This window comes from Nonomuraea recticatena, from assembly GCF_039533245.1.
GTDB classification, from domain to species: domain Bacteria; phylum Actinomycetota; class Actinomycetes; order Streptosporangiales; family Streptosporangiaceae; genus Nonomuraea; species Nonomuraea roseola.
This window is the reverse complement of record NZ_BAAATE010000006.1, coordinates 187911-214341: the sequence shown is the minus strand read 5'-3', so window position 1 is coordinate 214341 and position 26431 is coordinate 187911. Positions and strand designations below refer to the sequence as shown.

22 protein-coding genes and 1 tRNA gene are annotated in these 26431 nt (G+C 68.9%); 18 read left to right on the top strand and 5 right to left on the bottom strand.

The genetic code is table 11. The features are described from left to right. Positions 1 to 22: 22 nt before the first annotated feature. The 5 genes from ABFX50_RS15055 (at position 23) to ABFX50_RS15035 (ending at position 7028) form a co-directional block, all read left to right on the top strand. Positions 23 to 1474: a glutamate synthase subunit beta gene (locus ABFX50_RS15055; RefSeq protein WP_346146839.1), complete on the top strand. Its 1452-nt coding sequence runs from the start codon at positions 23 to 25 to the stop codon at positions 1472 to 1474. Positions 1475 to 2112: 638 nt separating this feature from the next. After that, complete coding sequence (locus ABFX50_RS15050) at positions 2113 to 4113, top strand: S8 family serine peptidase (RefSeq protein ID WP_346146837.1); 2001 nt, start codon at positions 2113 to 2115, stop codon at positions 4111 to 4113. A 263-nt stretch (positions 4114 to 4376) separates the two neighbouring features. Continuing rightward, positions 4377 to 4748 carry a DUF2784 domain-containing protein gene (locus ABFX50_RS15045; protein ID WP_346146836.1) on the top strand — a complete coding sequence of 124 codons (372 nt, stop codon included), beginning with the start codon at positions 4377 to 4379 and terminating at the stop codon, positions 4746 to 4748. A 35-nt stretch (positions 4749 to 4783) separates the two neighbouring features. Continuing rightward, positions 4784 to 6214, top strand: a complete 1431-nt coding sequence (gene pyk, locus ABFX50_RS15040; protein ID WP_346146835.1) for a pyruvate kinase — start codon at positions 4784 to 4786, stop codon at positions 6212 to 6214. A gap of 190 nt (positions 6215 to 6404) precedes the next feature. After that, complete coding sequence (locus ABFX50_RS15035; RefSeq protein ID WP_346146833.1) at positions 6405 to 7028, top strand: hypothetical protein; 624 nt, start codon at positions 6405 to 6407, stop codon at positions 7026 to 7028. A 93-nt stretch (positions 7029 to 7121) separates the two neighbouring features. Here the strand turns inward: ABFX50_RS15035 and dapD are convergent, their stop codons facing one another. Beyond that, a complete protein-coding gene (dapD, locus tag ABFX50_RS15030; RefSeq protein ID WP_346146831.1) occupies positions 7122 to 8084 on the bottom strand; it encodes a 2,3,4,5-tetrahydropyridine-2,6-dicarboxylate N-succinyltransferase in 963 nt (320 codons plus the stop codon). Between the two features lie 20 nt (positions 8085 to 8104). Then, the gene (locus ABFX50_RS15025) at positions 8105 to 8524 is read right to left on the bottom strand and encodes a pyridoxamine 5'-phosphate oxidase family protein (RefSeq protein WP_183659178.1); all 420 of its coding nucleotides are present in this window, start codon (positions 8522 to 8524) and stop codon (positions 8105 to 8107) included. A 157-nt stretch (positions 8525 to 8681) separates the two neighbouring features. On the opposite strand from ABFX50_RS15025, the gene ABFX50_RS15020 reads away from it, so the two are divergent. Next, on the top strand, positions 8682 to 10742 hold the full coding sequence (locus tag ABFX50_RS15020; RefSeq protein ID WP_346146829.1) for an alpha/beta hydrolase-fold protein: 2061 nt from the start codon (positions 8682 to 8684) through the stop codon (positions 10740 to 10742). 45 nt (positions 10743 to 10787) lie between these two features. Continuing rightward, positions 10788 to 11675, top strand: a complete 888-nt coding sequence (locus tag ABFX50_RS15015; protein ID WP_346146827.1) for a siderophore-interacting protein — start codon at positions 10788 to 10790, stop codon at positions 11673 to 11675. Positions 11676 to 11744: 69 nt separating this feature from the next. Here ABFX50_RS15015 and ABFX50_RS15010 read toward each other — a convergent pair. Further along, a tRNA-Leu gene (locus ABFX50_RS15010) sits at positions 11745 to 11821 on the bottom strand. Between the two features lie 108 nt (positions 11822 to 11929). Between ABFX50_RS15010 and ABFX50_RS15005 the strand changes: the two genes are divergently transcribed. The 6 genes from ABFX50_RS15005 to ABFX50_RS14980 all read left to right on the top strand — a co-directional run bounded on the left by ABFX50_RS15005 (position 11930) and on the right by ABFX50_RS14980 (position 17789). Continuing rightward, the gene (locus ABFX50_RS15005; protein ID WP_312895948.1) at positions 11930 to 12514 is read left to right on the top strand and encodes an ANTAR domain-containing response regulator; all 585 of its coding nucleotides are present in this window, start codon (positions 11930 to 11932) and stop codon (positions 12512 to 12514) included. Positions 12515 to 12865: 351 nt separating this feature from the next. After that, positions 12866 to 14029, top strand: a complete 1164-nt coding sequence (locus ABFX50_RS15000) for an ABC transporter substrate-binding protein (RefSeq protein WP_183659184.1) — start codon at positions 12866 to 12868, stop codon at positions 14027 to 14029. 137 nt (positions 14030 to 14166) lie between these two features. Continuing rightward, positions 14167 to 15135: a branched-chain amino acid ABC transporter permease gene (locus tag ABFX50_RS14995; RefSeq protein WP_346146825.1), complete on the top strand. Its 969-nt coding sequence runs from the start codon at positions 14167 to 14169 to the stop codon at positions 15133 to 15135. Continuing rightward, positions 15132 to 16283 (top strand): branched-chain amino acid ABC transporter permease, encoded by a 1152-nt coding sequence (locus ABFX50_RS14990; RefSeq protein ID WP_346146824.1) that lies wholly within the window; start codon positions 15132 to 15134, stop codon positions 16281 to 16283. Before ABFX50_RS14995 ends, ABFX50_RS14990 begins: the two co-directional genes overlap by 4 nt. Then, entirely contained in the window at positions 16280 to 17065 is a 786-nt protein-coding gene (locus ABFX50_RS14985) for an ABC transporter ATP-binding protein (RefSeq protein WP_346146823.1), read from the top strand. Before ABFX50_RS14990 ends, ABFX50_RS14985 begins: the two co-directional genes overlap by 4 nt. Then, complete coding sequence (locus ABFX50_RS14980; RefSeq protein WP_346146822.1) at positions 17055 to 17789, top strand: ABC transporter ATP-binding protein; 735 nt, start codon at positions 17055 to 17057, stop codon at positions 17787 to 17789. Before ABFX50_RS14985 ends, ABFX50_RS14980 begins: the two co-directional genes overlap by 11 nt. A gap of 57 nt (positions 17790 to 17846) precedes the next feature. Here ABFX50_RS14980 and ABFX50_RS14975 read toward each other — a convergent pair whose 3' ends face one another. After that, positions 17847 to 18344 carry a DUF4352 domain-containing protein gene (locus tag ABFX50_RS14975; RefSeq protein WP_346146821.1) on the bottom strand — a complete coding sequence of 166 codons (498 nt, stop codon included), beginning with the start codon at positions 18342 to 18344 and terminating at the stop codon, positions 17847 to 17849. 228 nt (positions 18345 to 18572) lie between these two features. On the opposite strand from ABFX50_RS14975, the gene ABFX50_RS14970 reads away from it, so the two are divergent. Genes ABFX50_RS14970 through ABFX50_RS14960 form a run of 3 tightly spaced genes read left to right on the top strand, consistent with a single transcriptional unit; the run spans position 18573 to position 21145 of the window. Beyond that, the gene (locus ABFX50_RS14970) at positions 18573 to 19493 is read left to right on the top strand and encodes an ABC transporter substrate-binding protein (protein WP_346146819.1); all 921 of its coding nucleotides are present in this window, start codon (positions 18573 to 18575) and stop codon (positions 19491 to 19493) included. Between the two features lie 3 nt (positions 19494 to 19496). Beyond that, positions 19497 to 20384, top strand: a complete 888-nt coding sequence (locus tag ABFX50_RS14965; RefSeq protein ID WP_346146817.1) for an amino acid ABC transporter permease — start codon at positions 19497 to 19499, stop codon at positions 20382 to 20384. Next, positions 20381 to 21145, top strand: coding sequence for an amino acid ABC transporter ATP-binding protein (locus ABFX50_RS14960; RefSeq protein WP_346146815.1), 765 nt, complete (start codon positions 20381 to 20383; stop codon positions 21143 to 21145). Before ABFX50_RS14965 ends, ABFX50_RS14960 begins: the two co-directional genes overlap by 4 nt. Before the next feature lie 154 nt (positions 21146 to 21299). On the opposite strand, the gene ABFX50_RS14955 is transcribed toward ABFX50_RS14960, so the two are convergent. Then, on the bottom strand, positions 21300 to 21671 hold the full coding sequence (locus tag ABFX50_RS14955; protein ID WP_183660585.1) for a PaaI family thioesterase: 372 nt from the start codon (positions 21669 to 21671) through the stop codon (positions 21300 to 21302). A 92-nt stretch (positions 21672 to 21763) separates the two neighbouring features. Between ABFX50_RS14955 and polA the strand changes: the two genes are divergently transcribed. Then, entirely contained in the window at positions 21764 to 24454 is a 2691-nt protein-coding gene (gene polA, locus ABFX50_RS14950) for a DNA polymerase I (protein WP_346146813.1), read from the top strand. Positions 24455 to 25297: 843 nt separating this feature from the next. Then, positions 25298 to 26380, top strand: coding sequence for a polysaccharide deacetylase family protein (locus ABFX50_RS14945; RefSeq protein ID WP_346146811.1), 1083 nt, complete (start codon positions 25298 to 25300; stop codon positions 26378 to 26380). The last annotated feature ends 51 nt before the right edge of the window (positions 26381 to 26431 follow it).

Genomic DNA, 26431 nt, shown 5'->3' with positions numbered 1-26431 from the left:
AGGGATAGGGGGCGCAACTCTCATGGCTGACCCGAAGGGTTTCCTCACGCACGACAGGGAGCTGCCCCAGCGCCGCCCCGTGGACGTCCGCATCCGCGACTGGAAGGAGGTCTACGAGGACTTCCCCGCGCCGAAGCTGACCAAGCAGGCGGCCAGGTGCATGGACTGCGGCATCCCGTTCTGTCACAACGGCTGCCCCCTCGGCAACCTCATCCCCGAGTGGAACGACCTGGTCTACCGCCACGACTGGCAGGAGGCCATCGAGCGGCTGCACGCGACCAACAACTTCCCCGAGTTCACCGGCAGGCTCTGCCCCGCCCCCTGCGAGGCGGCCTGCGTGCTCGGCATCAACGCCGACCCTGTGGCGATCAAGCGGGTCGAGGTCGAGATCATCGACCGCGCCTTCTCCGAGGGCTGGGTGACCCCCGTCGTCCCGGCGAAGAAGACCGGCAAGCGCGTCGCGGTCGTCGGCTCGGGCCCCGCGGGCCTGGCCGCCGCCCAGCAGCTCACCAGGGCCGGCCACGACGTGGTCGTCTTCGAGCGGGCCGACGCCATCGGCGGACTGCTGCGCTACGGCATCCCCGAGTTCAAGATGGAGAAGCGCCACATCGACAGGCGCCTCGAGCAGATGCGCGCCGAGGGCACGGAGTTCCGCACCTCGGTGAACGTCGGCGCCGACATCACGGCCGAGCAGCTGCGCGAGCAGTTCGACGCCGTGATCCTGTCGGGCGGCGCCACGCAGTGGCGCGACCTGCCCGTCGCGGGACGCTCGCTGCGCGGCGTCTACCAGGCGATGGAGTACCTGCCTCCGGCCAACAAGGACTTCGAGAACTCCCCGATCAACGCCCGCGGCAAGCACGTGGTCGTGATCGGCGGCGGTGACACGGGCGCCGACTGCATCGGCACCGCGATCCGCCAGGGAGCCGCCTCGGTGACCCAGCTGGAGATCATGCCCCAGCCGCCCGCCTCACGTCCCGGCGCGCAGCCCTGGCCGACCTTCCCCACGCTGTTCAAGATGGAGAGCGCCCACGAGGAGCTGGCCGACGGCGAGGGCGACAGGGTCTACGCGGTCTCCACCACGGAGTTCGTCGACGACGGCACAGGACAGGTGCGCGCGCTGCGCCTGGTCCAGGTCGAGGGGCCCCAGAGCGGCTTCAAGCCGATCCCCGGCACCGAGCGGGAGATCCCCGCCGACCTGGTCACGCTCTCGATGGGCTTCGTCGGCCCCGAGAAGGGCGCGCTGCTGGAGGGCCTCGGCGTGGAGTACGACGCCAGGGGCAACGTGGCCCGGGACAAGACCTACATGACCAACGTCGACGGGGTGTTCGTCGCGGGGGACATGGGACGTGGGCAGTCGCTCATCGTCTGGGCCATCGCCGAGGGACGCGCCGCCGCCTCGGGCGTCGACCGCTTCCTGACCGGCGAGACCGCCCTGCCGTACCCGATCCTCCCCACGGCCCGCCCTCTGGTCTGACACCCCGCGGGTCTGACGGCTTGCGGGTCTGACGCCGCGGTGGTCTGACGCCCCAGTGGGCCTGATGGTCCGCTGAGCTGATGGCCGCCGGCGGACGGCTCGCTGTCGTGAACGCCCGCCCGAGCTTCGGCTCGGGCGGGCGTTTCCGCGTTGGGGACAGCGGATGCCGAGATGGTCTCGCATGTCGTGCGCTCGGGTCCTCCCGACGGTCAGGCCTGAGGCCGTATCGCCGGACGCGACTCGGCGTTGTCGGGAGGGGTTGGGTGTCCGGTCTCAGGCTTCTCTTGCTCGAGGACCTGCACCTGCCGCTGGTTCTCCGACCGCTCCCCTCGGGTTCTCGGCAGGTTCTTCCGGACGAGTGCGCTTCGTGTGGGGTTCCTGCAGGTTGGGGAACGGTAGTCGGCAAGGCAGGCGCGATCTTGAAGGAGAGGTCGTCGGTCCTCCAAATTTCGGCGGCTCGCCCAGCCGGGATGGGATCGCTTGACCTGGGATGCCCGTGAGCGTCGGGCGGTGGGGCAGTGGGGCCTTCAGCGGTCAATATCGTGAAAAGTCGATGAAACGGGTGAATAAGTTGCAAGTGGGGAACGAGGCGTAGAAGATGCTCCCCTCGCGTGCTCGAGTGATATCTGGGGGTTTGGATGCGGCGGCTCATCTACGGTCTGACGGCTGCGGCCCTGGTGACGCCGCTGGTCGTCGGCGCCTCCGTCGTGACGGCCCCCTCCGCCGTCCCCGCCGCGGAGATCATGGTCTTCTACGCCGACGGCGGCCAGCGCGCCGCCATATCCGCGATCGAGGCGGGCGGGGGCCGGGCGGTCTCCACTGAGCCCAAGCTCGGCTACGTGCTCGCCAAGGGGACGGGTCCCGCCTTCGTCGACGCGCTGGGCAGGAGCGAGGCCGTGGTCGGCATCTCGACCGACCGCGCGATCGGCTTCGCCTCCGCCGCCCTCGGAGCCCGAGGCCGGATCCCCTCCGCAGGGCCGGTCGGTGGCGCCGCCACCGGCTCGCTCGCACTCGAGGGCCGTACGGCCTCGGCGGGCTCGGCTGAGCTCGTGGAGCGCAGCGCCTCCAGGGGCCGGACCGAGAAGGGAGCCCGTGGCGCCTCCAGCAGCCCGCTGGCGAACGCGGACGCCCGCCAGGCACCCGCCGGCGACCCCGGACTGCCGGTCGCCGCAGGCCAGGGCTCTGCGCCCGCAGGCGACCCCGGCCTCTCCACTGCCGGAGGGCCAGGCTCGGCCGCCGTTGACCGTCGCGGTGATTCCGCCGGACAGGTCGGGCAGTCTCGTCAGCTGGTTCAGGCCGGGGGCGGCGCGCAGCTCGCCGGAGTCGTCGCGGACGGGCAGTTGCCCGACGGCTCGGCGGTGCGGGGAAGCGCGGCCGAGCCGCTGGCCGCGCGGCAGTGGGACATGCGGATGATCGGCGCCGACCGTGCCAACCGCATCGCACCCGGCACGAAGAAGGTGCTGGTCGGCATCATCGACACCGGCGTGGACGGCAAGCACCCCGACATCGCGCCCAACTTCAACCGTGCGCTCAGCCGCAACTTCGTCACCGATCGTCCGAACGACCCCAAGGGGCAGCCGTTCGACGGCCCCTGCGAGTACAAGGGCTGCAAGGACCCTGTGGACGTCGACGACGACGGTCACGGCACCCACGTCGCCAGCACCATCGGATCTCCCGTCAACGGCAAGGGCATCGCGGGCGTCGCGCCGAACGTCCAGCTGGTCAACCTCAGAGCCGGACACGACTCGGGCTTCTTCTTCCTCAAGCCCAGCCTTGACGCCCTCACCTACGCCGCCGACAACGGCATCGACGTGGTGAACATGAGCTTCTACATCGACCCCTGGGCGTTCAACTGCACGAGCAACACGGCCGACAGCAAGCGGGAGCAGCTTGAGCAGCGCGGCATCATCACCGGCATGCAGCGCGCCCTCGACTACGCCCGCAGCAAGGGCGTCACCCTCATCTCCGCGCTCGGCAACGGCTCCGTCGATCTCGGCAACCCGCGCACCGACACCCAGAGCCCCAACTACCCGAAGGGATCCAGCAGGACCCGGAAGATCGACAACTCCTGCCTCAACGTGCCCGCCGAGTCGAAGGGCGTCATCTCGGTCTCCGCCCTCGGCCCCTCGGGACGCAAGGCCGTCTACTCCGACTACGGCACCGAGCAGACCGACCTGGCCGCGCCGGGCGGTGACGCGCTGGACGGCACGTCCGCCTCGCCCCTCAGGTCCATCCTGGCCGCCGCGCCGAAGGGCGCGATGCTCAGGGACGGCAAGATCGACCAGAACGGCATGCCGAAGACCGCGTCGGTCGTGCGCGACTGCCACGGTAGCGAATGCGCCTACTACCAGTACCTCGACGGAACCTCGATGGCCGCCCCGCACGCCACGGGGGTCGCGGCGATCCTCATCTCCCGGTTCGGCCGGCCAGGAGAGGGCGGGGTGGCCATGGACCCGGCGGAGACGGAGCGCCTGCTCTACGCCAGCGCCACGCCGAAGGCCTGCCCGACTCCGAGAGCGTACGTGTACGACTACTTCGGGCAGAAGGAGACGCACACCTGCGAAGGTGACGAGGACAAGAACGGGTTCTACGGCAGAGGCGTGGTCGACGCCTACCGGGCCGCGACGCTCTCCCCGTGAGACGGGCCCTATGAGACGCGTTCCCCGTGAGAGGGGGTCCCCGTGAGACGGGCTCCCTGTGAGAGGGGCTCCCGGTGGGGTGATCTTCCGGTCGGCGGGCTTCCGGTGAGGTGATCTTCCGGTCGGCGGGCTTCCGGTGAGGCGGGCGGCGTGACGGCGGCCCGCCGTCACGCCCGAGGAGCGTCGACCGGGCGGACGCCGGCCGGTGACCACCTTGGAGCTGTCGGGGGCCTGCCGTACGGCTGAGTGGTTAGCTTGGAGCCATGATGTACCGGCTGATCGCGGACGCCGCGATGGTCGTGCACTTCCTGTTCCTCGCCTACGTGACGCTGGGCGGGTTTCTCGCCCTGCGCTGGCCGCGCGCCATCTGGGCGCACCTGGCGGTGGCAGGCTGGGGCGTGATGTCGATCGTCACGGGCGTAGAATGCCCGCTGACCCTCGTTGAGGACTGGGGACGCCGCCAGGCGGGCCTTGCCGGGCTGACGCCCTCCGGTTTCGTCGACCACTACATCGAGGGCGTCATCTATCCGGAAGAACACACCAATCTGGTACGGCTCGGCGTGGCTTCACTTGTGGTCGGCTCCTGGTTCGGGTACCTGTGGAGACGTCGTCACCGGGATTTCTCCCGGGCGTGACTGCCAAGTGGTCTGTACCAATTAAGGTAGGACTCGTGACTCGTCGCGCGAAAATCGTCTGTACTCTCGGTCCTGCCACATCCTCCGCCGACCGGCTCCGCGAGCTGATCGTCGCCGGCATGGACGTAGCCCGCTTCAACCTCAGCCACGGCACCCACGAGGTGCACAAAGAGGTTCTCGGCCGGGTGCGGGAGGTGGCTGCCGACCTCGGCAGGGGCGTAGGCGTGCTCGCCGACCTGCAGGGTCCGAAGATCCGCGTCGGCACCTTCGAGGAGGGCCCGGTCCGCCTCGGCTTCGGCGACGTCTTCACCGTCACCACCGAGGACGTCCCCGGCGACCGCGAGCAGGTCTCCACGACCTACAAGGGCCTGCCCGGCGACGTCAAGCCCGGCGACACCATCCTGGTCGACGACGGCCGCGTGGTCCTCGAGGTCACCCGCGTCGACGGTCAGCGCGTCGCCACCCGCGTCGTCATCGGCGGCATGATCTCCGACAACAAGGGCCTCAACCTGCCCGGCGTCAACGTCAGCGCCCCCGCCCTGACCGACAAGGACGAGACCGACCTGCGCTGGGCGCTGCGCGCGGGCTTCGACATGATCGCCCTGTCGTTCGTGCGCCGTCCCTCCGACGCCGACGTGGTCCGCAACATCATGGAGCAGGAGGCCGTACGGCTCCCGCTGCTGGCCAAGATCGAGAAGCCCCAGGCCGTGGAGCGGCTGCCCGAGATCGTCGAGGCCTTCGACGGCATCATGGTCGCCCGCGGTGACCTGGGCGTCGAACTGCCCCTGGAGGACGTGCCGATCGTCCAGCGGCGCATCATCGAGCTGTGCCGCGAGAAGGCGCGCCCCGTCATCGTCGCCACGCAGATGCTCGACTCCATGATGAACGCCCCGCGCCCCACCCGCGCCGAGGCCTCCGACGTCGCCTACGCCGTCATGGACGGCGCCGACGCGGTCATGCTGTCCGGCGAGACGTCGGTCGGCAACTTCCCCATCGAGTCCGTCGCCACGATGGACCGCATCGCCTGCGCCGCCGAGAAGGCCTCCCTGCGCGCCACGCACAGCCTCGAGCGCCTGCCGGAGACCACCGGCGGCGCCATCGCGCGCGCGGCGGCAGAGGTCGGCGCGATCGTGGGCGCCAAGGCGCTGGTCGCCTTCACGATGTCGGGCGAGACCGCGCGCCGGCTGGCCCGCTACCGCTCGCCGATCCCGCTGCTGGCGTTCACCTCCGCGCCGCACGTGCGGGGCCAGCTGTCGCTGACCTGGGGCGTGGAGACCTTCCATGTCCCCTTCGTCCACCACACCGACGACATGGTGCGTCAGGTGGAGGCGTCGCTGCTGTCGCTGGGACGTCTGGAGAAGGGCGACAAGGTCGTCATCGTGGCCGGGTCCCCTCCCGGAACGCCCGGCTCGACCAACGCGCTACGCGTCCACACGATCGGATCAGCGGTCTCCCACGCCAGCTAGCGAGCATCGGGGCAGGGCCTTCGCCGGAATCAAGCCCCAAAGGCATGGCCCTCGCCTACGGCTCGGCCTGTGTCGCTTCATGGCCAGGCCCCTGAAACCCCGGCGAGGGGCCTGCCGGCCCCTCGCTCCCCGGCCGGTCAGCCATCGGGGTGGGCGACTCTCGCTGCGACACCTTGGATGCCCTTCACCGGTGGCCATGGGCAGCTGGCCTGTATACGCCGCGACGACGTGGGCGCGATACGGCCGCGAAGTCGTTGTGCTGGTCCTCGCGCCGTCCGACAAGATCGCGCAGTGGGCGGCCGAACCGATCGACCTGGGGCCGGGTTCGCGGGTGACCCCGCTGGCGGTGGGGCCAGAGCTGATGCCTGTGATCACCAAACCGGCTGATGCGATAGCCATGCCCGAACTGGCGGTCCTGTCTGCCCTGGCCCATGGGGCGGGGCCGAGCGGGCGTGACGTCCTGGCGGCGCTGTTCGCGTCGCTGTGCAATCTCGATGATCACAGAGCTCGCATATATTCTGACTATGTGCAAGCGGCACTGCCGGAGGCCGCCCGCAAGCATCTGGAGACACTAGTGGCCGTGGGAACCTACGAGTACCGGACCGACTTCGCTCGCATGCATCAGGCCGAGGGACGAAAGGTCGGCGAGGCCATCGGCGAGGCGCGTGCTGTCCTGAAGATTCTTTCCCGGCGTGAGATCACTGTCTCGGAGGAGGCGCGGGAGCGGATTCTCGCCTGCCGCGACCCCGAGCTGGCCGATGTGTGGTTCGACAGGGCCTTCGAGGTCACCACCGTCGACGAGCTGTTCGACTGACCCGTCGACCGGCCCTGACCGGTCGACGCCCGTTCTACGGAACCCGGCCGACCGGACGCGCCGACCGGGACGGCCGGTCGGCGCGGCAGTAGGTCAGTTGGCGTGCAGGTCCGCGTTCAGTTCGATGCCCGTTCCCGTGCGCGGCACCGCCTCCACCGCTCCCGTCTGCGAGTTGCGGCGCAGCAGCAGCCCGTTCGAGCCGGACAGCTCCTTCCCCTTCACCACCCGCCCGTCGGGGAGCGCCACCTTGGTCCCCGCCGTCACGTACAGGCCCGCCTCGACCACGCAGTCGTCGCCGAGGGAGATGCCGATCCCCGCGTTCGCGCCCAGCAAGCAGCGCTCACCGATCGAGATGACCTCCTTGCCGCCGCCCGACAGGGTGCCCATGATCGAGGCGCCGCCGCCGACGTCCGAGCCGTCGCCCACGACGACGCCGGCCGAGATGCGGCCCTCCACCATGGAGGCGCCGAGGGTCCCGGCGTTGAAGTTGACGAAGCCCTCGTGCATGACGGTGGTGCCGCCGGCCAGGTGGGCGCCGAGCCGTACCCTGTCGGCGTCGGCGACGCGCACGCCTGAGGGCACCACGTAGTCGACCATGCGGGGGAACTTGTCCACGCCGTAGACGGTGACGGGGCCCCTGGCGCGCAGCCGTACCCTCGTCTGTTCGAAGCCCTCCACCGCGCAGGGGCCGTGGTTGGTCCAGACGACGTTGGCGAGCTTGCCGAACAGGCCGTCGAGGCTCAGGCCGTGGGGCCTGACCAGGCGGGCCGAGAGCAGGTGCAGGCGCAGGTAGGCGTCGTGGGCGTCGGAGGGCGCCTCCGACAGCTTGGCGATGCCGGTGTGGACGGCGACGACCTCGACCCCCCTGGCCTCGTCCCTGCCGATCAGCGCGGCCAGGTCACCGGCCTCCTCGGCGGACAGGCGACGCGTGCCCACGGAGGGTGGGTCGCCGAGTTCGGGGGAGGGGAACCAGGTGTCGAGGACCGTGCCGTCGGCGGCGATGGTGGCGAGGCCGACGCCGTGGGCGCCGGTGCTGGTGGGATCGATAGCAGTCACACGCCAAAAATACCGGAGGCTCAGAAGGCGCCCAGATCGGAGGAGAGCCAGTGCTCGGGACGCATGTGGAAGGTCACGAGCGCGTCGAGGTCCGAGCGGGCCAGGTAGTCCGCGGCGGACTCCTCGGACAGGTACCTGGAGGCGATCCTGATGAGTTCGTCCTCGGTGGTGGGGTTGGAGGAGCTGACGGGGCCTTCGACCGAGACGTAGCGGTAGGTGGGGTGGGTGCGCTCGGCGAGCATCGAGAAGCGGCCCGCCTTCGCGACGGCCCTGGCCTTGCGCGAGTCCGCGCCGGTCAGGAACGACACCTCGCCACCCGGCGAGTAGTCGTACCAGACGGGCACGACCAGCGGCCCCCTGCCCGCCTCCTCCTGCACGGCCAGCGCGCCGATGCGCCCCTCGGCCAGGAACGCCTCACGCTCGGCGGTCGACAGCGCCATCCCACACCCTCCAAAGATCTCGTTCGCAGGGACATCCCCATGCCGGTCGCGTCCAATCTCCCGAAAGGGTCTCGACTCGGGCAGGGGCCATCCAGCACCATGAAACTCATCCGAAACACCTGGTATATACGGTAAACGTTTACAGAGGAGTGTCTCGATGGTCCGATGGGGCTGGATCGGGGCGCTCGCCGCCCTCGTCATCGCCGCGACCACAGCCCTGCCGGGGCAGGCCGTCCAGGACAGGGCGCGACCGGGCACGATCACCGCGGCCACGGCACCCTCGCCGGCGCTCGGCGAGCCCGTCGCCTACAACCTGTACCTGCCGGGCGGCTACGCCGAAGGCAAGGGCCGCTACCCCGTGCTCTACCTCCTGCACGGCCGCGGCGACACCAAGGAGGCCTGGACAAGGGTCAAGAGCTCACTGGACGACCTGATCGCGGCCAAGCGGATCCCGCCGCTCATCGCGGTCATGCCGGACGCCCCGTGGAGTGAACGGGGCAACTGGTACGTCGACTCCCGCCACACCGGCGGCAAGCCCGTCGAGACCGCCTTCACCCGCGACCTGGTCCGGCACGTCGATGCCACGTACCGCACCGCTCCGCTGCGCAACGCCCGCCTGGTCGGCGGCTACTCGATGGGCGGAGCGGGCGCGCTGCGCTACGCCCTCGCCCACCAGGACCTGTTCGCCGGGGCGATCGTGCTCAGCCCCGCCGTCTACACGCCGCTGCCGCCCGCCGACTCCTCCACCCGTGAGTACGGCGCCTTCGGCGACGGCGACACGGCCTTCTCCGAGAAGGTCTACACCGAGCTGAACTACCCCGCCCTGCTCGGCACGGTGGATCCCGACCTGCCGACCAGGCTGTTCATCGCCGTCGGCGACGACGAGTACGCCAACCCCGACCCCGCGGAGGCCCGCCACGACCTCGACTTCGAGTCCGCCGCGCTCTACAACGCCGTGCGGCGCGTGCCGGGACTCTCGGCCGAGTTGCGCGTCATGGACGGCGGCCACGACTGGAGCGTGTGGGCCCCCGCGTTCGAGCAGGCCATGATCGACCTGGGCGCCGGGCTCAGCGTGGTGCCGCCGACGCCGCTGCCAGGCCCGCCGTACGGCGGGGCCGGCGCGGACTGGGCGGGCGGCGTGGCCGTGGACGCCGACGGCTCGACCACCGTCGGCTACGCCGAGAGCGGCCAGGCCAGGCTCGACGCGGTGGTGAAGGGCGCGGGCTGGTCCGCCCGTCTGTCCACTCCCGCGGACGAGCGCCTGTACGGCCTGGCCGCGCTGCCCGACGGCGGCGTCCTGGCCGCCGGATACACCAAGGGCGACCTCGACGGGCGTCACGCGGGCAACGCCACCGACGACGCCTTCGTGGCCAGGCTCGACGCGAGCGGCAAGGTCACCTGGATCACCCAGTTCGGCGTCGCGGGCGCGGCCGACCGCCTGTACGGCCTGGCCGCCGCCCCCGACGGCGGCGCGTACGTCACGGGCTACACCAAGGGCGACCTCGCGGGGCCGAACCGCGGCGACAAGGACGCCGTCCTGGCGCGCCTGGCCCCCGACGGCCGGCTCGCCTGGACCCGGCAGTTCGGCGGGAGCGGCGAGGACAAGGCGTACGGCGTGGCGGCGGGCCCTTCGGGCGTCCACGCCGTCGGCAGCACCACCGCGGGATTCGAGGGCGCGGCCCCGCTCGGCGGACTGGACGGCTGGGCGGCCGGCTACGCCCCCGACGGCACGCTCCAGTGGACCTCGGCGGTCGGCGGGCCCGGCGAGGACCGGCTCAACGGCGTCGCCGTCACCACGGCCGGCCTCGCGGTCGTCACCGGCGTGAGCGGGGGCGACCTGCTGGCGCAGGCCTACACCGCCACGGGCAGGCGCAGCTGGAGCGCCACGGTCGCCACCCCCACCGCGGACGAGGGCGCGGCCGTCGCGCCGCTGGCGGGCGGCGAGGTGGAGATCGTCGGCTACACCAGAGGCCGCGTGGGCGTGGTCGCGGGCGGCGCCGACATCCTGACCGTACGGCTGGACGGCAGGGGCAGGCAGCGGGCCGCCGCCCAGCTCGGCAGCGCGCGAGACGACGGCGTCGACCCGTTCGCTGAGCCGAACCTCTACGCCGCGACGGCCCCGTCGGGCAAGGTCGCGATCTCAGGCCTGACCTACGGGGGAGGCGGCGACGGCGGCGTCTTCCAGGTCACCGTGGACCCCGCCACCGGGCTACCGTGATCTGCGAGCTCCATGTAGGTTAGCCTAACCTAATAAGGAGCGGTAATGATCGAGCCATTTCGTGTGTTCGACGTCCATGTGAGCGACGTCTCCAGGTTGAGCGATTCCTTCCTGCGCCTGACCTTCACGGGCGACGACCTGGATCTCTTCGCCGACAACGGCTTCGATCAGCGGATCAAACTGATCCTGCCGCTCCCGGGGCACGGCGTCTCCGGCATGCCGAGGGGCGCCGACTGGTTCACCCGCTGGCGGGCGCTGCCCGACAGGGAGCGCAACCCCCTGCGCACCTACACCGTGCGCGCCGTACGGCCCGAGCTGCGCGAGGTCGATGTGGACATCGTGCTGCACGGAGACGGAGGGCCCGCCGCGCGCTGGGCCAACAGCGCGCGGCCCGGCGACCGGATCGCGCTGTTCGGCCCTGACGCCGGCTACGGCGAGCGGCACGGAGGGCTGGAGTTCAGGCCGCCGACCGGCGCGCGCAGGTTCCTCATGGCCGGCGACGAGACCGCGGTGCCGGCCATCACCGCCATCCTGGAGCGCCTGCCGGACGGCTGCGAGGGCGAGGCGCTGATGGAGGTGCCCTCACAGGGCGACGTGCTGCCGTGCGCCACCGGGAGCGGCGTCACCGTCACCTGGCTCCCCCGTGGTGGGGGCGGGGTCGGCAGCAGGCTGGTGCCCGAGGTGAAGGCCGCCGCTGACCGGCTCCTGCCCCCGCAGGCCCCCGTGGAGGCGCTCGAGGACGTCGACGTGGACGTCGACCTGCTGTGGGAGGTGCCGGAGGAGGCGGAGTCCGTGGCGCCGCTGTACGCGTGGCTGGCGGGGGAGGCGGCGGTGATCAGGACCCTGCGCAGGCACCTGGTGGCCGAGCGCGGCATGGACCGTCGCGCGGTGGCCTTCATGGGGTACTGGCGCATGGGCCGCGCCGAGGACTGACCTCCGTCGCCCCGCGCGTGAGGACGCGGCCGTCATGTCACGCGGCCCGGCGCGGTCGAACAGTGGTGGTGGTGCCCCGAGTGGGATTCGAACCCACACTGAATGGATTTTGAGTCCATCGACTCTGCCGATTGGTCTATCGGGGCGGATCTTCGGAGGTGTCCGGATCCGGGCTGAAGTCTACAAGCCGCACAGGACCAGCCCGGGGACGCCAGCGTGGATCTAATCTAGCGGACGTCGGTAGTCTTCTGCTCGTGAGTACGCAGCGGCGAGTGGTGATCGCGGAAGATGAGGCACTGATCCGCCTCGACCTCAAGGAGATGCTCCAGGAGGACGGCTACGTCGTCGTGGGGGAGGCCGGTGACGGCGAGCACGCGATCAAGCTGGCCACCGAGCTCCGTCCGGACCTGGTCATCCTTGATGTGAAGATGCCCATTCTCGACGGCATCTCGGCGGCGGAGCGGATCGTGGCCGACAGGATCGCCCCGTGCCTCATCCTCACCGCCTTCTCCCAGCGCGATCTGGTCGAGCGGGCGCGTGACGCCGGTGCCATGGCCTACCTGGTGAAGCCGTTCACCAAGGCCGACCTGGTGCCCGCGATCGAGATGGCCGTCAGCAGGCACGAGGAGATGGTCGCGCTGGCGGCCGAGGTGTCGTCGCTGTCGGGCAGGCTCGAGACGAGGAAGCTGGTCGAGCGGGCGAAGGGGCTGCTGATGGCCCAGCACGGCTGGAGCGAGCCGCAGGCCTTCCGCTGGATCCAGAAGGCGTCCATGGACAGGCGGCTGAGCATGCGGGAGGTCGCGCAGATCGTCGTGGACGACGCGGCGAAGCACGCCTGATCTTTCGGGACACGCGACCGCAGGGGGCATTTCCGGGGTTTCACTCCGTCATGGGGTCCGTTGTGCGGAAGCGTCAAGGGTTCGTTTCGTACTCTGGAACGTTCCTTTGTCGTTTTTTGACCCTTCAAACCGCTGCGGTAGCCGTAAAGGATCGGTGTAATAACGAAGCGATAACGACGCTGTTCGCTGTACCAACCCGTGACATCTCCTGGCTGTACTAACCGTCACAACCCCTGGGTCATCCCCGCACGGGCATGACTCTGTGAATCCGGTCCTGACAAAGGATCAGGCGAAAGGAAGGCAGCCTTGCGGCCAAAGATTGCTCGCTTCGGCGGCGCGCTTGCCGTTGGTATGGCTCTCACACTCGGCCTGGCCGCCTGCAGCGGCGGTGGGTCCGAGACCCCCGGCGGGGGCGCGACCACCGGTGGAGGGGAAGCGGCGCCCACCACTGTCAAGATTGGCTTCATGGGCGACCTGACTGGTTCGAACGCCGGCATTGTCATCCCGCCCAGGAACGGCGCGAAGCTGGCCATTGACCAGTACAACGCGACCAACCCCAAGGTCAAGATCGAGATGGTGGAGTACGACAGCCAGGCTGACGCCACCAAGGCCGTCGGTCTGGCCCAGCAGGCCATCAAGACCGACAAGATCGTCGCCTTGATCGGCCCCGCGTTCTCCGGTGAGTCCGCTCAGGTCGCCCCGGTGCTCGAAGAGGCCAAGATTCCCAGCGTCTCGGCTTCGGCGACCAACGCCGCGCTTGCCCAGAACGGCTGGAAGTACTGGCACCGCGTCCTGCCGAACGACGCCGTGCAGGGTCCCGGCATCGCCGACTTCATCGCCGGTGCGGCCGCGGCCAAGAACGTCTTCGTCATCGACGACAAGTCCGAGTACGGCAAGCCGCTGGCCGACGCTGTCCGCGCGCAGCTGAAGGCCAAGGGCGTGACCGTCACCGACGACTCGCTCGACCCGGCCGAGAGCGACTTCTCCTCGGTGGTCAACAAGGTGGCGGCCGGCAAGCCCGACGCCATCTTCTTCGGCGGCTACTACGCGGCGGCCGGCCCGCTGCTCAAGCAGCTGAGGGACAAGGGCGTGAAGGACGCGAAGTTCTTCAGCGGCGACGGCTCGCTCGACAAGGGCCTCGTCGAGGGCGCCGGTGCGGCCAACGCCGAGGGCGCGCTGGTCGGCTGCCCCTGCTACGTCGCCACGCCTGACGTGACCGACGAGAAGGTCAAGAAGTTCGCCACCGACTACAAGGCCGCCTACAGCGCCGACCCGGCGATCTACGCCACCGAGGGCTTCGACGCCGCGACGGTCTTCATCGAGGCGATCAAGGCCGGCAAGGTCACCGCCGAGGACATCAACACCTTCATCTCGACGGTCGACTTCGCGGGCGTCTCCAAGCAGGTGAAGTTCGAGGCCAACGGCGAGGTCGTGGCCAAGGACATTTACATGTACCAGATCAAGGGCGGAAACATCACCCTGCTCGGGAAGGCCTCCGAGGCCAAGCTCGGGTAACGGTCTCCAGCCTGTCTCAGGTGAGATCGGGTAGTTGACGCGCGGGGAGCGGGATCGCCGCTAGCGGTCCTGCTCCCTTCGCGCATCCACTGCCAGGCAGTGCAGGAGAACCCTCGCCTAGAAGTGGTAATCGTCACGTGTTCAATGACTTCGTATCTCAGTTCTGGCCGCAGACGATCGACGGCCTAGCTTTTGGATCCATTTACGCGCTGATCGCCCTCGGCTACACGATGGTCTACGGCGTGCTGCGTCTGATCAACTTCGCCCATTCCGAAGTGTTCATGATCGGCACGTTCGGCGCGATGGTCGTGCCGTTCGTGTTCGGCATCAACACTCCGCTGACGGGCATCGCCCTCGTCGGGCTCATCCTCGCCATGATCGCCGCCGGGGCGCTCGCCTCGGCGGGCACGGCCGTGGCGCTCGAACGGGTCGCCTACCGGCCGCTGCGCAAGCGAGGCGCATCGCGCCTGGCCGCGCTCATCTCGGCCATCGGCGCCTCGATCTTCCTGCAGGAGCTGTTCGCGCTCCTGGTCATCCCTGCGGTCTTCGACCGGCCTGAGCGCGGCCGCATCCAGATGGGCCTGCCGCGCATCGCGGAGCGTCAGGAGCTGTTCTCCATCTTCGGCCACCCCGTGATGACCCACCAGGTCTTCGTGGTGGTCGCGGCGATCGGCATGATGATCATGCTGGAGCGGCTGGTCAACAGGACGAAGATCGGCCGTGGCATCAGGGCGACCGCGCAGAACCCCGAAGCAGCCGTTCTCATGGGTGTCGACATCAACAGGATCGTTCAGATGACGTTCCTGATCGGCGGCGCGATGGCCGGTGTGGCCGGCGCGCTGTATCTGCTCGCCTATGAGAACACCAACTACTACATCGGTTTCCTGTTCGGCATCAAAGCATTCACGGCGGCGGTTCTGGGCGGTATCGGAAACCTTCGCGGAGCCCTGGTCGGTGGAATCGCGCTGGGCCTTGCGGAGAACTACGGCGCCATCATCTTCGGCTCCGACTGGAAACACGTGATTTCGTTCACGGTCCTCGTCTTGGTCCTGATGTTCCGGCCCACCGGTCTTCTCGGTGAATCACTTCAGCAGGCGCGCGCATGAACCAGATGAATGCACTGTCCCGTTTCCGTTCGAGTTGGAGCCACTTCAGCGACGGGGTGCGCGACAGATGGGCCGCGGCTCCGGGTTGGCAGCGCTGGGCGGTCTACATCCTGCTCATCATCGGCGCCCTCCTGCTGCCCTCCGAGTCGCTGGCGCCGATCATGTCGCCGTACTCCGACTGGGCGAGCGTGCTGTTCTTCCCGATCGGCACCTTCGTGGTGCTGGCGATCGGACTGAACGTGGTGGTCGGCCAAGCCGGCCTGCTCGACCTCGGCTTCGTCGCGTTCTACGCCGTCGGCGGCTACGCGATGGGCCTGCTGGGCACCAGGCTCGGATGGAACTTCTGGGAGATCCTGGTCGTCGGCATCCTGATCTGCGCCCTGTCTGGCGTGGTCCTGGGCGCGCCGACGCTGCGACTGCGCGGCGACTATCTGGCGATCGTCACGCTCGGCTTCGGTGAGATCATCCGCATCACCGCCCGCAACACCGACGAGATCGGTGGCCCGAACGGCATCCGCGGCATCCCGCACCCGCCGAGCATCGAGGGCTTCGAGCTGTTCGGCATCCAGGTCTTCAAGTACGGCGTGCTGGACCCGAGGCCGTACTACTACATGCTGGTCGCGCTCGCGGTCATCGTGATCATCCTGGTCAAGCGCTGGGAGAAGAGCCGTGTCGGCCGGGCCTGGGCCGCCATCCGCGAGGACGAGGACGCCGCCGAGGTCATGGGCGTGCCGACGTTCAGGTTCAAGATGCTCGCCTTCGCCATCGGCGCCTCCATCGGCGGCGCGATGGGCGTGGTCTGGGCGGCGAAGGTCATCTCGATCAACCCGAACGACTTCCTGTTCCTGCTGTCGGCGACGATCCTGGCCGCGGTGGTCATGGGCGGCGCGGGCAACCTGCCGGGTGTCATGCTGGGCGCCTTCATCGTCGCGTGGCTGCCTGAGCGCTTCCGCGGCCTGCAGGAGTACCGCATGCTGATCTTCGGCGCGGTCCTGGTCGCCCTGATGATCTTCAAGCCCGAGGGGCTGTTGCCTTCCAGACAGCGAAAGGCTGAACTGAAGGGGGGCACGGGAGGCATGGGCACTCTGGGAGCCGATGTCCCCGGCCCGGAGACGAAGGCCGACGTCATCGAGGGGGCTGACAAATGACCGACGAGAAGAAGGCCCTGCTCGAGCTCCGCACGCTGACCATGCGCTTCGGTGGCGTGAAGGCGCTGCGCGGGGTCGACCTGACGGTGAACGAGGGCGAGATCTTCGCGCTCATCGGCCCGAACGGCGCGGGCAAGACCACGGTGTTCAACGTGGTCACCGGCGTCTACCAGCCCACCGAGGGCGAGGTGCGCTTCCAGAACGAGCGGATCAGCGGCCTCAAGCGCTTCAAGATCACCAAGAGGGGCATCGCCCGCACCTTCCAGAACATCCGGCTGTTCCACAACATGTCGGCGCTGGAGAACGTGATGGTCGGCGCTGACGTGCACCACAGGGCCGGCATGGTGAGCGTCGCGCTCGGCCTGCCCTGGCACCGCAAGGCCGAGCGCGAGGGCAAGGCCCTGGCGCTCGAGCTGCTGGAGTTCTGCGGGGTCTCGCACAGGGCCGGCGACTACGCCAAGAACCTGCCGTACGGCGACCAGCGCCGTCTGGAGATTGCCAGGGCCCTGGCGACCAACCCCAAGCTGCTGCTGCTCGACGAGCCCGCCGCGGGCATGAACCCGGCGGAGAAGGAAGCGCTGCAGCAGCTCATCAGGAAGATCAGAGACGCGGGACGCACCATCCTGCTGATCGAGCACGACATGAGCCTCGTCATGGGCATCAGCGACCGTATCGCCGTCCTCGACTTCGGCCAGAAGATCGCGGACGGGCTGCCCGACGAGGTGCGGAACGACCCGCGGGTCATCGAGGCGTACTTGGGGGCACCCGCAGATGCTTCTTGAGGTCAAGGACATCCACGTCCACTACGGCAAGATCGAGGCCATCAAGGGCATCTCGGTCGAGGTCAACGAGGGTGAGATCGTCACGCTGATCGGCGCCAACGGCGCGGGCAAGACGACGACGCTGAAGACCATCTCGGGCCTGCGCCCGCTGACGTCGGGATCGGTGATCTTCGACGGCAAGGACATCAGCAAGATGCCCGGGCACAAGCGCGTCGAGGCGGGGCTCGGTCAGGCCCCCGAAGGCCGTGGCATCTTCCCCGGCATGACGGTGCACGACAACCTGCTGATGGGCGCCTACGCGCGCAGCGGCGACGTCAGCGCCGAGCTGACCCAGGCCTACGAGCTGTTCCCGCGGCTCGCCGAGCGGCGCACCCAGTTCGCCGGCACCATGTCGGGCGGCGAGCAGCAGATGCTGGCCATCGGCAGGGCGCTGATGGCCAAGCCCAAGGTGCTGCTGCTCGACGAGCCGTCGATGGGTCTGGCTCCGCTGCTGGTCAAGCAGATCTTCGAGATCATCGAGGAGATCAACCGCAGGGGCACGACGGTCCTGCTGGTGGAGCAGAACGCCCAGCAGGCGCTGCAGCTGGCGCACCGGGCGTACGTGCTGGAGACCGGGTCCATCGTCAAGAGCGCCGACGCCAGCGCGCTGCTCGACGACCCGGCCGTGCGCGCCGCCTACCTGGGCGGCGACCTGGGCGAGCCCAGCCCTAACGGCCAGCACTAGGAACGCGGGGAACGGGCGGGGCGCCTTCACGGGCCCCGCCCCTCTTGTTTCCAGCCCCTACTTCAACGGGACCTGCACGCCTTCGGTGCTGGGGTAGCCGATGGGCGGGTCGCCGTACAGCTTGACGGCGGCGGGTGTGGCATCCTTGGGGATGTCGAACCAGAGGTCGAGCTCGATGCGCACACCCGAGCCCACGGAAATCTCCAGGGGCTGGCGCTTGGTGATCTGCGCCGGGTCGTTGATGGGGAAGGCGCGGCCGTCCGCCGTGATCAGGCGCTGCTTGCGCGCGTCGAACCTGGATGTGGATCTTCCCGGATTTTCCACCACGACACGGACAGTGACGAACTGTCCCTTGGCGGGCCATTCGGCATGGCTGCCTGAGAGGCTGGCCTGACCGGCCTGCAGGCCGATCACCTGGAAGCGCGCGTCGCCGTCGTTGACGGGGGCGGCGTGGATCGGGGTCTCGTTGGCGCGGACCTGCCGGGCGGGCAGGTCGTAGGTGGGTTTCGCCTGCGGCTTCGCCGGTTCCGGGCTGCAGGACGCCAGGGCTGCCACGACGCAGGCGATGAGAAGGGGTCGGCGCACGTGGCAACCGTACGAGTGGGTGGGGAACCTGTGACAGGTTTCGCCCATAAGTGATGTTGACATGATATTCGGCCTATGGCGAAAGACATACGCTTGTAGGAAGTTGTCCGATTGTGTCTGAGCGGTGATCTGCCTGGTGACAAGCTTGCGGGAGCATCTCTGCGACAAGACCCGGAACCGAAGGGGACCGTTGTGAGTATGGCTACTGTTTCCCGCCGCGCGCTGGCGGCTGGCTCGTTCGTCGTCGCGGGCGCGCTGGCGCTCACGGCCTGCGGCGGCGGTGGCGGCGAGACCGGCGCCACGCCCGCTGCCACCGGAGCCACCTCGGCCGCCCCCAGCGCGCAGAACACGCTCGCGGCGATGGTGCCCGACGCGATCAAGTCCGACGGCAAGCTCATCGTGGGCGTAGACGCCTCCTACCCGCCGAACGAGTCGGTCGACCCCGCCTCGCAGAAGATCGTGGGCTGGGACGTCGAGCTGGTGGAGGCCATCGCGGGCAAGCTCGGCCTGACCGCCGAGTTCCAGAACGCGGGCTTCGACACGATCATCCCGGGCCTGCAGTCCGGCAAGTACGAGCTCGGCGCCTCCTCCTTCACCGACAACAAGGAGCGCGAGAAGGTCGTCGACTTCGTCACCTACTACTCCGCCGGCACCGCGTGGGCCGCCCTGAAGGGCAACCCGAAGGGGGTCAACCCCGAGGACGCCTGCGGCAAGAAGATCGGCGTCCAGCAGGGCACCGTCCAGGTGGACGACATCAAGGCCAAGAGCGACGCGTGCGTCAAGGCCGGCAAGCCCGCCATCGACCAGGTCGTGCGCAAGCAGCAGACCGAGGTCAACGCCGACCTGGTGTCCGGCAAGATCGACGGCATGCTCGCCGACTCGCCCATCGTCGGCTACGCGGTGAAGCAGACCGGCGACAAGCTGGAGATCATCGGCCAGGCCTACGACACCGCGCCGTACGGCTACGCGATCGGCAAGAACTCCGGCACCTTCAAGGACGCCTGGCTGGCCGCTGTCAAGGAGGTCATCGCCGACGGCACCTACAAGTCGATCCTCGACAAGTGGGGCGTCGCCGACGGTGCCGTCACCGACCCGGTGATCAACGGCGCGCAGGGATAGCTCATGACCGACACGGAGAGGGTGCGGCCCGAGACGATCAGGGCCGTGCCCGTCCGGCATCCGGGCAGATGGGTGGCCGCCGCGGTCATCGTGGTGCTCGCCGCGATGCTGGTGAGCAACATCGTCACCAACGCCAACTACAACTGGGCCGAGCAGTGGAAGTACTTCCTCTCACCGCCCGTGCTGAACGGCGTCCGCAACACGATCTGGCTGACGATCGCCGCGATGATCGGCGGCGTGAGCCTCGGCATCGTGCTCGCGCTCATGCGCCTCTCGCCCAACCCGCTCATGCGCGGGGCGTCGTGGCTGTACCTGTGGGTGTTCAGGGGCACGCCGCTCTACACGCAGCTGCTCATCTGGGGCAACATCGGGGCGCTGTTCCCGCAGGTCGGGATCGGCATCCCGTTCGGCCCCGAGTTCGTCACCTGGCCGACCAACGCGCTCTACAGCGCGGCGGTGATGGCCGCGCTCGGCCTGATCCTCAACGAGGCGGCCTACATGGCCGAGATCATCAGAGCGGGCATCCTGTCGGTCGACCCGGGACAGCAGGAGGCGGCACAGGCGCTCGGCATGACGCGCATGCACACGATGCGCAGGATCGTGCTGCCGCAGGCGATGCGCGTCATCGTCCCGCCGACGGGCAACGAGGCCATCTCGATGCTGAAGAACACCTCGCTGGTGGTGGCCATCCCGTACCTGGAGCTGACCTTCACCGCACAGACGATCTACGCCTCGACCTACCAGGTCATCCCGATGCTGATCATGGCGTGCATCTGGTACCTGATCCTGTCGTCGATCATGATGATCGGACAGTTCTACATCGAGCGCTACTACGCCAAGGGGTCGCATCCAGGCGGCGGCCGCGTCAGATTCATAGGCGGTACGGCATGAGCGACGTGATGGTCAGGGCCGAGCAGGTCTGCAAGGACTTCGGTCACGTCCAGGTGCTCAAGGGCATCGACCTCGAGGTGCTCAACGGCGAGGTGATGTGCGTCATCGGCCCCTCTGGATCGGGCAAGTCGACCTTCCTGCGCTGCATCAACCACCTGGAGAAGGTCAACGCCGGCCGGCTGTACGTCGACGGCAGGCTGATCGGCTACCGCGAGCACGGCGGCAAGCTCCACGAGCTCAAGGAGCGGGAGGTCGCCGCGCAGCGCAAGGACATCGGCATGGTGTTCCAGCGCTTCAACCTCTTCCCGCACATGACGGCGCTGGAGAACGTCATGGAGGCGCCCCAGCGCGTCAAGGGCGAGCCCGCCTCCGCCGTACGGGCAAGGGCCGAGGAGCTGATGGAGCGCGTGGGGCTGGCGGCGAAGATGCGCAGCTACCCCGCCCAGCTGTCCGGAGGACAGCAGCAGCGCGTCGCGATCGCGCGGGCGCTGGCCATGCAGCCCAAGCTGATGCTCTTCGACGAGCCGACCTCGGCGCTCGACCCCGAGCTGGTCGGCGAGGTGCTGGACGTCATGCGCGACCTGGCCCGCGAGGGGATGACCATGATCGTGGTGACCCACGAGATGGGGTTCGCCCGTGAGGTCGGCGACTCGCTGGTGTTCATGGACGACGGCATCGTCGTGGAGAAGGGATCGCCTCGCGAGGTGCTGACCAATCCGCAGCACGAGCGGACGAAGCTCTTCCTGTCGAAGGTGCTCTGAGACGAGACGAACCCGGGGGAGGCTTTTGGGGCCGTGTAGGGCTTCCCCGGCCCTACACGTTATCTACTGGGCCTCCCCGCGGGCTCTGATGGGCTCAACGGTAGCGACCCGCGGGGTCCCCGCGCAAAGAGAGCGCCCAAGTCGCGCGTGTCACTCAGGCGTCTCGCAGCATGCAGGTGATGCGGGAGGTGCAGACCCTGCGGCCCTGCTCGTCGGTGATCTCCACCTCGTAGCTGGCCAGCGACCTGCCGCCGTGCAGCCTGGTCGCCACGCCCGTGACGTAGCCCTCGGAGGCCGAGCGGTGGTGGGTGGCGTTGATCTCGATGCCGACCGCGATCCTGCCCTCTCCCGCGTGGATGGCCGCGCCGATGGAGCCGAGCGACTCGGCCAGCACCACCGAGGCGCCCCCGTGCAGCAGGCCGTACGGCTGGGTGTTGCCCTTCACCGGCATCCTGGCCACCACCCGCTCGGCGGAGACCTCGACGAACTCGATGCCCACGCGCTCGCCCAGCGTGCCCTTGTTCATCTCTTCGATGACGGCGATGTCGAACGTCAAGGGGAAGCCTCCTGTACCTAGTGCCCAGGCATTCTGTCGCACCTGGAGACTAGGCTGCGGTTGTGCCGAAGAGTGAAGCGACCCCCGCCCGTCCGTGCCTGCTGCTCCTGGATGGGCATTCCCTTGCCTATCGCGCGTTCTACGCCCTGAAGGACGCCAACCTGATGACCAGCGACGGTCAGCACACCGAGGCGGTCTACGGGTTCACCTCGATGTTGACCAACATCCTGCGTGACGAGCAGCCGACCAACGTGGCAGTCTGCTTCGACAGGTCCGAGCCGACCTTCAGGCATGTCGAGTACACCGAGTACAAGGCCAACCGCAGCGAGACCCCCGAAGACTTCCGCGGGCAGATGCAGCTGATCTACGAGCTGCTCGACACCATGCGCATCCCGCACCTGTCCCTGCCCGGCTACGAGGCCGACGACCTGATCGCGACGCTGGCCACCCGCGCCGCCGCCGAGGGCATGAACGTGCTGATCGTCACCGGCGACCGCGACGCGCTGCAGCTGGTCAGCTCCGAGATCACGGTGCTGATGACCAGGCGCGGCATCAGCGACATGACCAGGTTCACGCCCGAGGCGGTCGTCGAGAAGTACGACCTGACCCCGCAGCAGTACCCCGACTTCGCCGCGCTGCGCGGCGACCCCAGCGACAACCTGCTGAGCATCCCCGGCGTGGGGGAGAAGACCGCGGCCAAGTGGGTGCGCGAGTTCGGCTCGCTGACGGCGCTGGTCGACAGGGTCGACGAGGTCAAGGGCAAGGTCGGCGACAAGCTGCGCGAGCACGTCGCCCAGGTGCTCATGAACCGCCGCCTCACCGAGCTGATGCGCGACGTCCCGCTCGACGTCGACCTGACCGACCTGCAGCAGGGCGCGTGGGACCGCGAGGAGATCAACAAGCTCTTCGACACCCTCCAGATCCGCGGCGAGCTGCGCGAGCGCGTCTTCAAGGTGCTCGGCACCGGCGAGGCGGAGCCCGAGCAGGGCTTCGAGGTCGAGACCGTGATCCTCGGCCCCGACAGGGTCACGGGGTGGCTGTCGGCGCTGCCCGAGGGCCGCGCAGGGCTGGCCTTCAAGGGCGCGTACGGCAGCGGCACCGGCCGCATCGACGGCATCGCGATCGCCTCGCCCGACGGCACCGCCGCCCACATCGATCCCACAAGGCTCACAGAAGCGGACGAAACGGCCCTCAGAGCGTGGCTGGGCGATCCGGCGAGGCCTAAGGCCGTCCACGACGCCAAGGGCCCCATGCTGGCTCTGTGGGCCCAGGGGATGGAGCTCAGGGGTCTCACGTGCGACACGGCGCTCGCCGCCTACCTGGCGATGCCGGGGCAGCGCACCTTCGCCCTGGAGGACCTGGCCCGCCGCTACCTCAACCGCGACCTCAAGGTCGAGGAGGAGTCGGGCGGGCAGGCCGCGCTGTTCGGCGACGACGACGACGCGCCCGCCAAGGACCTCGCGCTGCGCGCCCACGCGGTGCGCGAGCTGGCCCAGTCGCTGGAGACGTTCCTCGCGGGGCGCGGCGGCACCCAACTGCTCGAGGAGGTCGAGCTGCCGCTGCTGACCGTCCTGGCCCAGATGGAGCGGGCCGGCATCGGCGCCGACCGCCAGTACCTCGCGGGGCTCGAGGCGGAGTTCGGCGCGGCGGTCAAGCAGGCCGTCGAGGAGGCGCACCGCGTGGTCGGCGAGCCGTTCAACCTTGGTTCGCCCAAGCAGCTGCAGGAGATCTTCTTCGTCAGGCTCAACCTGCCCAAGACGAAGAAGACCAAGACCGGCTACACCACCGACGCCGACGCGCTCACCTGGCTCGCCACCCAGACCGACCACGAGCTGCCGATCATCATGCTGCGCCACCGCGACCAGCAGAAGCTGCGCACCACGGTCGAGGGCCTGATCAAGGAGATCACCGACGACGGGCGCATCCACACGACCTTCAACCAGATCGTCGCGGCCACGGGGCGCCTGTCGAGCGAGAAGCCCAACCTGCAGAACATCCCGATCCGCACCGCCGAGGGCCGCCGCATCAGGCAGGGCTTCGTCGTGGGCGAGGGCTACGAGACGCTCCTCACCGCCGACTACAGCCAGATCGAGCTGCGCATCATGGCCCACCTGTCGGGCGACGAGGCGCTGATCGCCGCCTTCGAGTCGGGCCACGACTTCCACCAGGCCACCGCCGCGCGCGTCTTCGACCTGCCGCCCGAGCAGGTCGACGGCGAGCTGCGCGCCCGCATCAAGGCGATGAACTACGGCCTGGCCTACGGGCTGTCCGACTTCGGCCTGTCGGGGCAGCTCAACATCCCCGTGGCCGAGGCGCGGGCGCTCAAGGAGGAGTACTTCGAGGAGTTCGGCGGCGTGCGCGACTTCCTCCACGAGATCGTCACCCAGGCCCGCAAGGACGGCTACACCGAGACGATCATGGGACGCCGCCGCTACCTGCCCGACCTGACCAGCGATAACCGGCAGCGGCGCGAGATGGCCGAACGCATGGCGCTCAACGCCCCGATCCAGGGGTCGGCGGCCGACATCATCAAGGTCGCGATGCTCAACGTGCACCAGGCGCTGCGCGAGGAGGGGCTGCGGTCGCGCATGCTGCTGCAGGTGCACGACGAGCTGGTCTTCGAGGTCGCGCCGAGCGAGCTGGAGACGCTGCGCCAGGTGGTGACCGACCAGATGAACTCCGCCTACAGCCTCCGCGTCCCGCTGGAGGTCTCCGTCGGCATCGGCCGCACCTGGGAGGACGCCGGCCACTGACCCGCCCGCCGCAGACCCCCACCCCTGTCTCTCGTATGGCGCGCGTCCGGGGGTTCCGGTCTCTCGTACGGCGCGCGTCCGGGGGTTCCTGTTTCGCGTATGGCGTGCGTTCTGGCCTCTCCCGTACGGCACAGCACTGGAGAGGCCACTGTGGGCGCGTGGTCGGCGTCCGTCCATCACGCCACTCCAGCCCTGCGGGGCGGGGGTCGGAGACGTCGGGGTCGCTTCCTGGGCGGCCGTGAGTCGCCGTGTCCGAACGGCGTGAGGCACCCTGCCGCTGGCAGACGACCACCAACCGGGCCACCCCCACTCGGTGGGGGCGAGACGGGGTGCCCGGGTCCGCCGCGCCCTCGCGCCCCGAAGGCCGACCGCCTGACAGACGACCCTCCGCCGCCTCCACCCCGCCTCACGCACCGGCTCATGGGGCGCTCGACCTTGGTGGGTCGTGGGGATGCCGGTCTATGGGTCCTCGACTCTCGCGGGCGTCGGCCGATGGACCGCTCGATCTCCACGGCGTAGGGAACGCATGCTGGCCCACGGCCCCCGGACTCTCTCGACCCGCCGGACCCGCGACGTTCCCCCACGGGCTGCTTGACGTCGATGGGTTCGTGAGCGGGCGGACTCCGGCCATGGACTCCAGGACCCCACGGAACCGTGAAAGGAGGGGTTTGCGGGGGAGGGCGGGGGTAGCCGGGGATGAAATGCACATGCCGGGCCCGGTGATCGTGAGAGCCCTTGGGGTGATCTGGTCTAGGGTGGTCTGGTTGGTCTGGCCTCGATGAGCACGGGAGTTCTGTGCGGAATTCAGCATCCCTGACGCGCGTCATCGGGATAGCCAACATCGTGATCGTCACTGTCGCGGTCATCGCCCTGCTGGTGCTTCCCACCGCGGGCGAGCCTGTCCCGGGGAAGGCAGCGGCGGTCGGCACCGTGCAGCCGTCCGCGCCGTCCTCCACGCAGCCCGAGGCCGCGCCGGAGACCGCGCCGGATCTGCCCAGCGGCGAGCCGCCGCAGCCGGTCACGGCGACCCCCGAATTCGCCAAGCAGGTCAAGGCCAACGAGCTCGGACTCATCCCGGTGATCATGTACCACCGGATCATGAAGAAGCGGCTGGCCTCCATCGACCGCACGCCCTCCCAGCTCCGGCAGGAGCTGGAGAAGCTGGCCAGGCAGGGGTACGTGCCGATCACCGCCAGGGAGTTCGCGACCGGCGACATCAGGGTGCCCGCTGGCAAGTTCCCCGTCGTGCTGACCTTCGACGACGGGCACGCCAGCCACTTCGCGCTGGACGCCCAGGGTGCGCCGAAGAAGGACACCGCGGTCGCGATCATCTACGACGTGGCGAGGAAGTATCCGGACTTCAGGCCCGTCGCGACCTTCTGGATCAACAGCTACCCCTTCGGCCTGCAGAACCAGTCCGACCAGGCCAAGGCCGTGCAGTGGCTGAACGAGCACGGGTTCGAGGTGGCCAACCACACCTGGGGCCATCCGAACCTGGGCGTCCTGCCGAAGAAGAAGGTCAGGGAACAGATCGTCCGGCTCGAACGGCTGCTGAAGAAGCTCGGCGCGCCGCTCAGCGACACGCTGGCGCTGCCGTTCGGCTCGATGCCGCACCCGAAGAAGGTCGCCAGAACGGGATCATGGGGCGGCATGTCCTACGACTTCGCCGGCGTCTTCCTCGCGGGCGCCGAACCCTCGCTTTCGCCATACGCGAAAAAATTTGACCGAAACGCGATCCAGCGGATTCAGAGCAACGGCAAGCGAGGCGAGTGCCGCAAGTGGTGCTCGCAGTATTGGCTGGAGTGGCTGAACAAACACCCTGGTGAGCGCTTTGTCTCCGACGGAGACCCCCAACGGATCTCCATCCCGCGGAAATCTCGGGGTAATATCACTGCCAAGCGGATCGGGCAGGTCAACCCCTACTAGGCGGCCTCGCACGCCTTTGCGTCTCTTGCCGTCCCGTGTCCTCGGATTGAC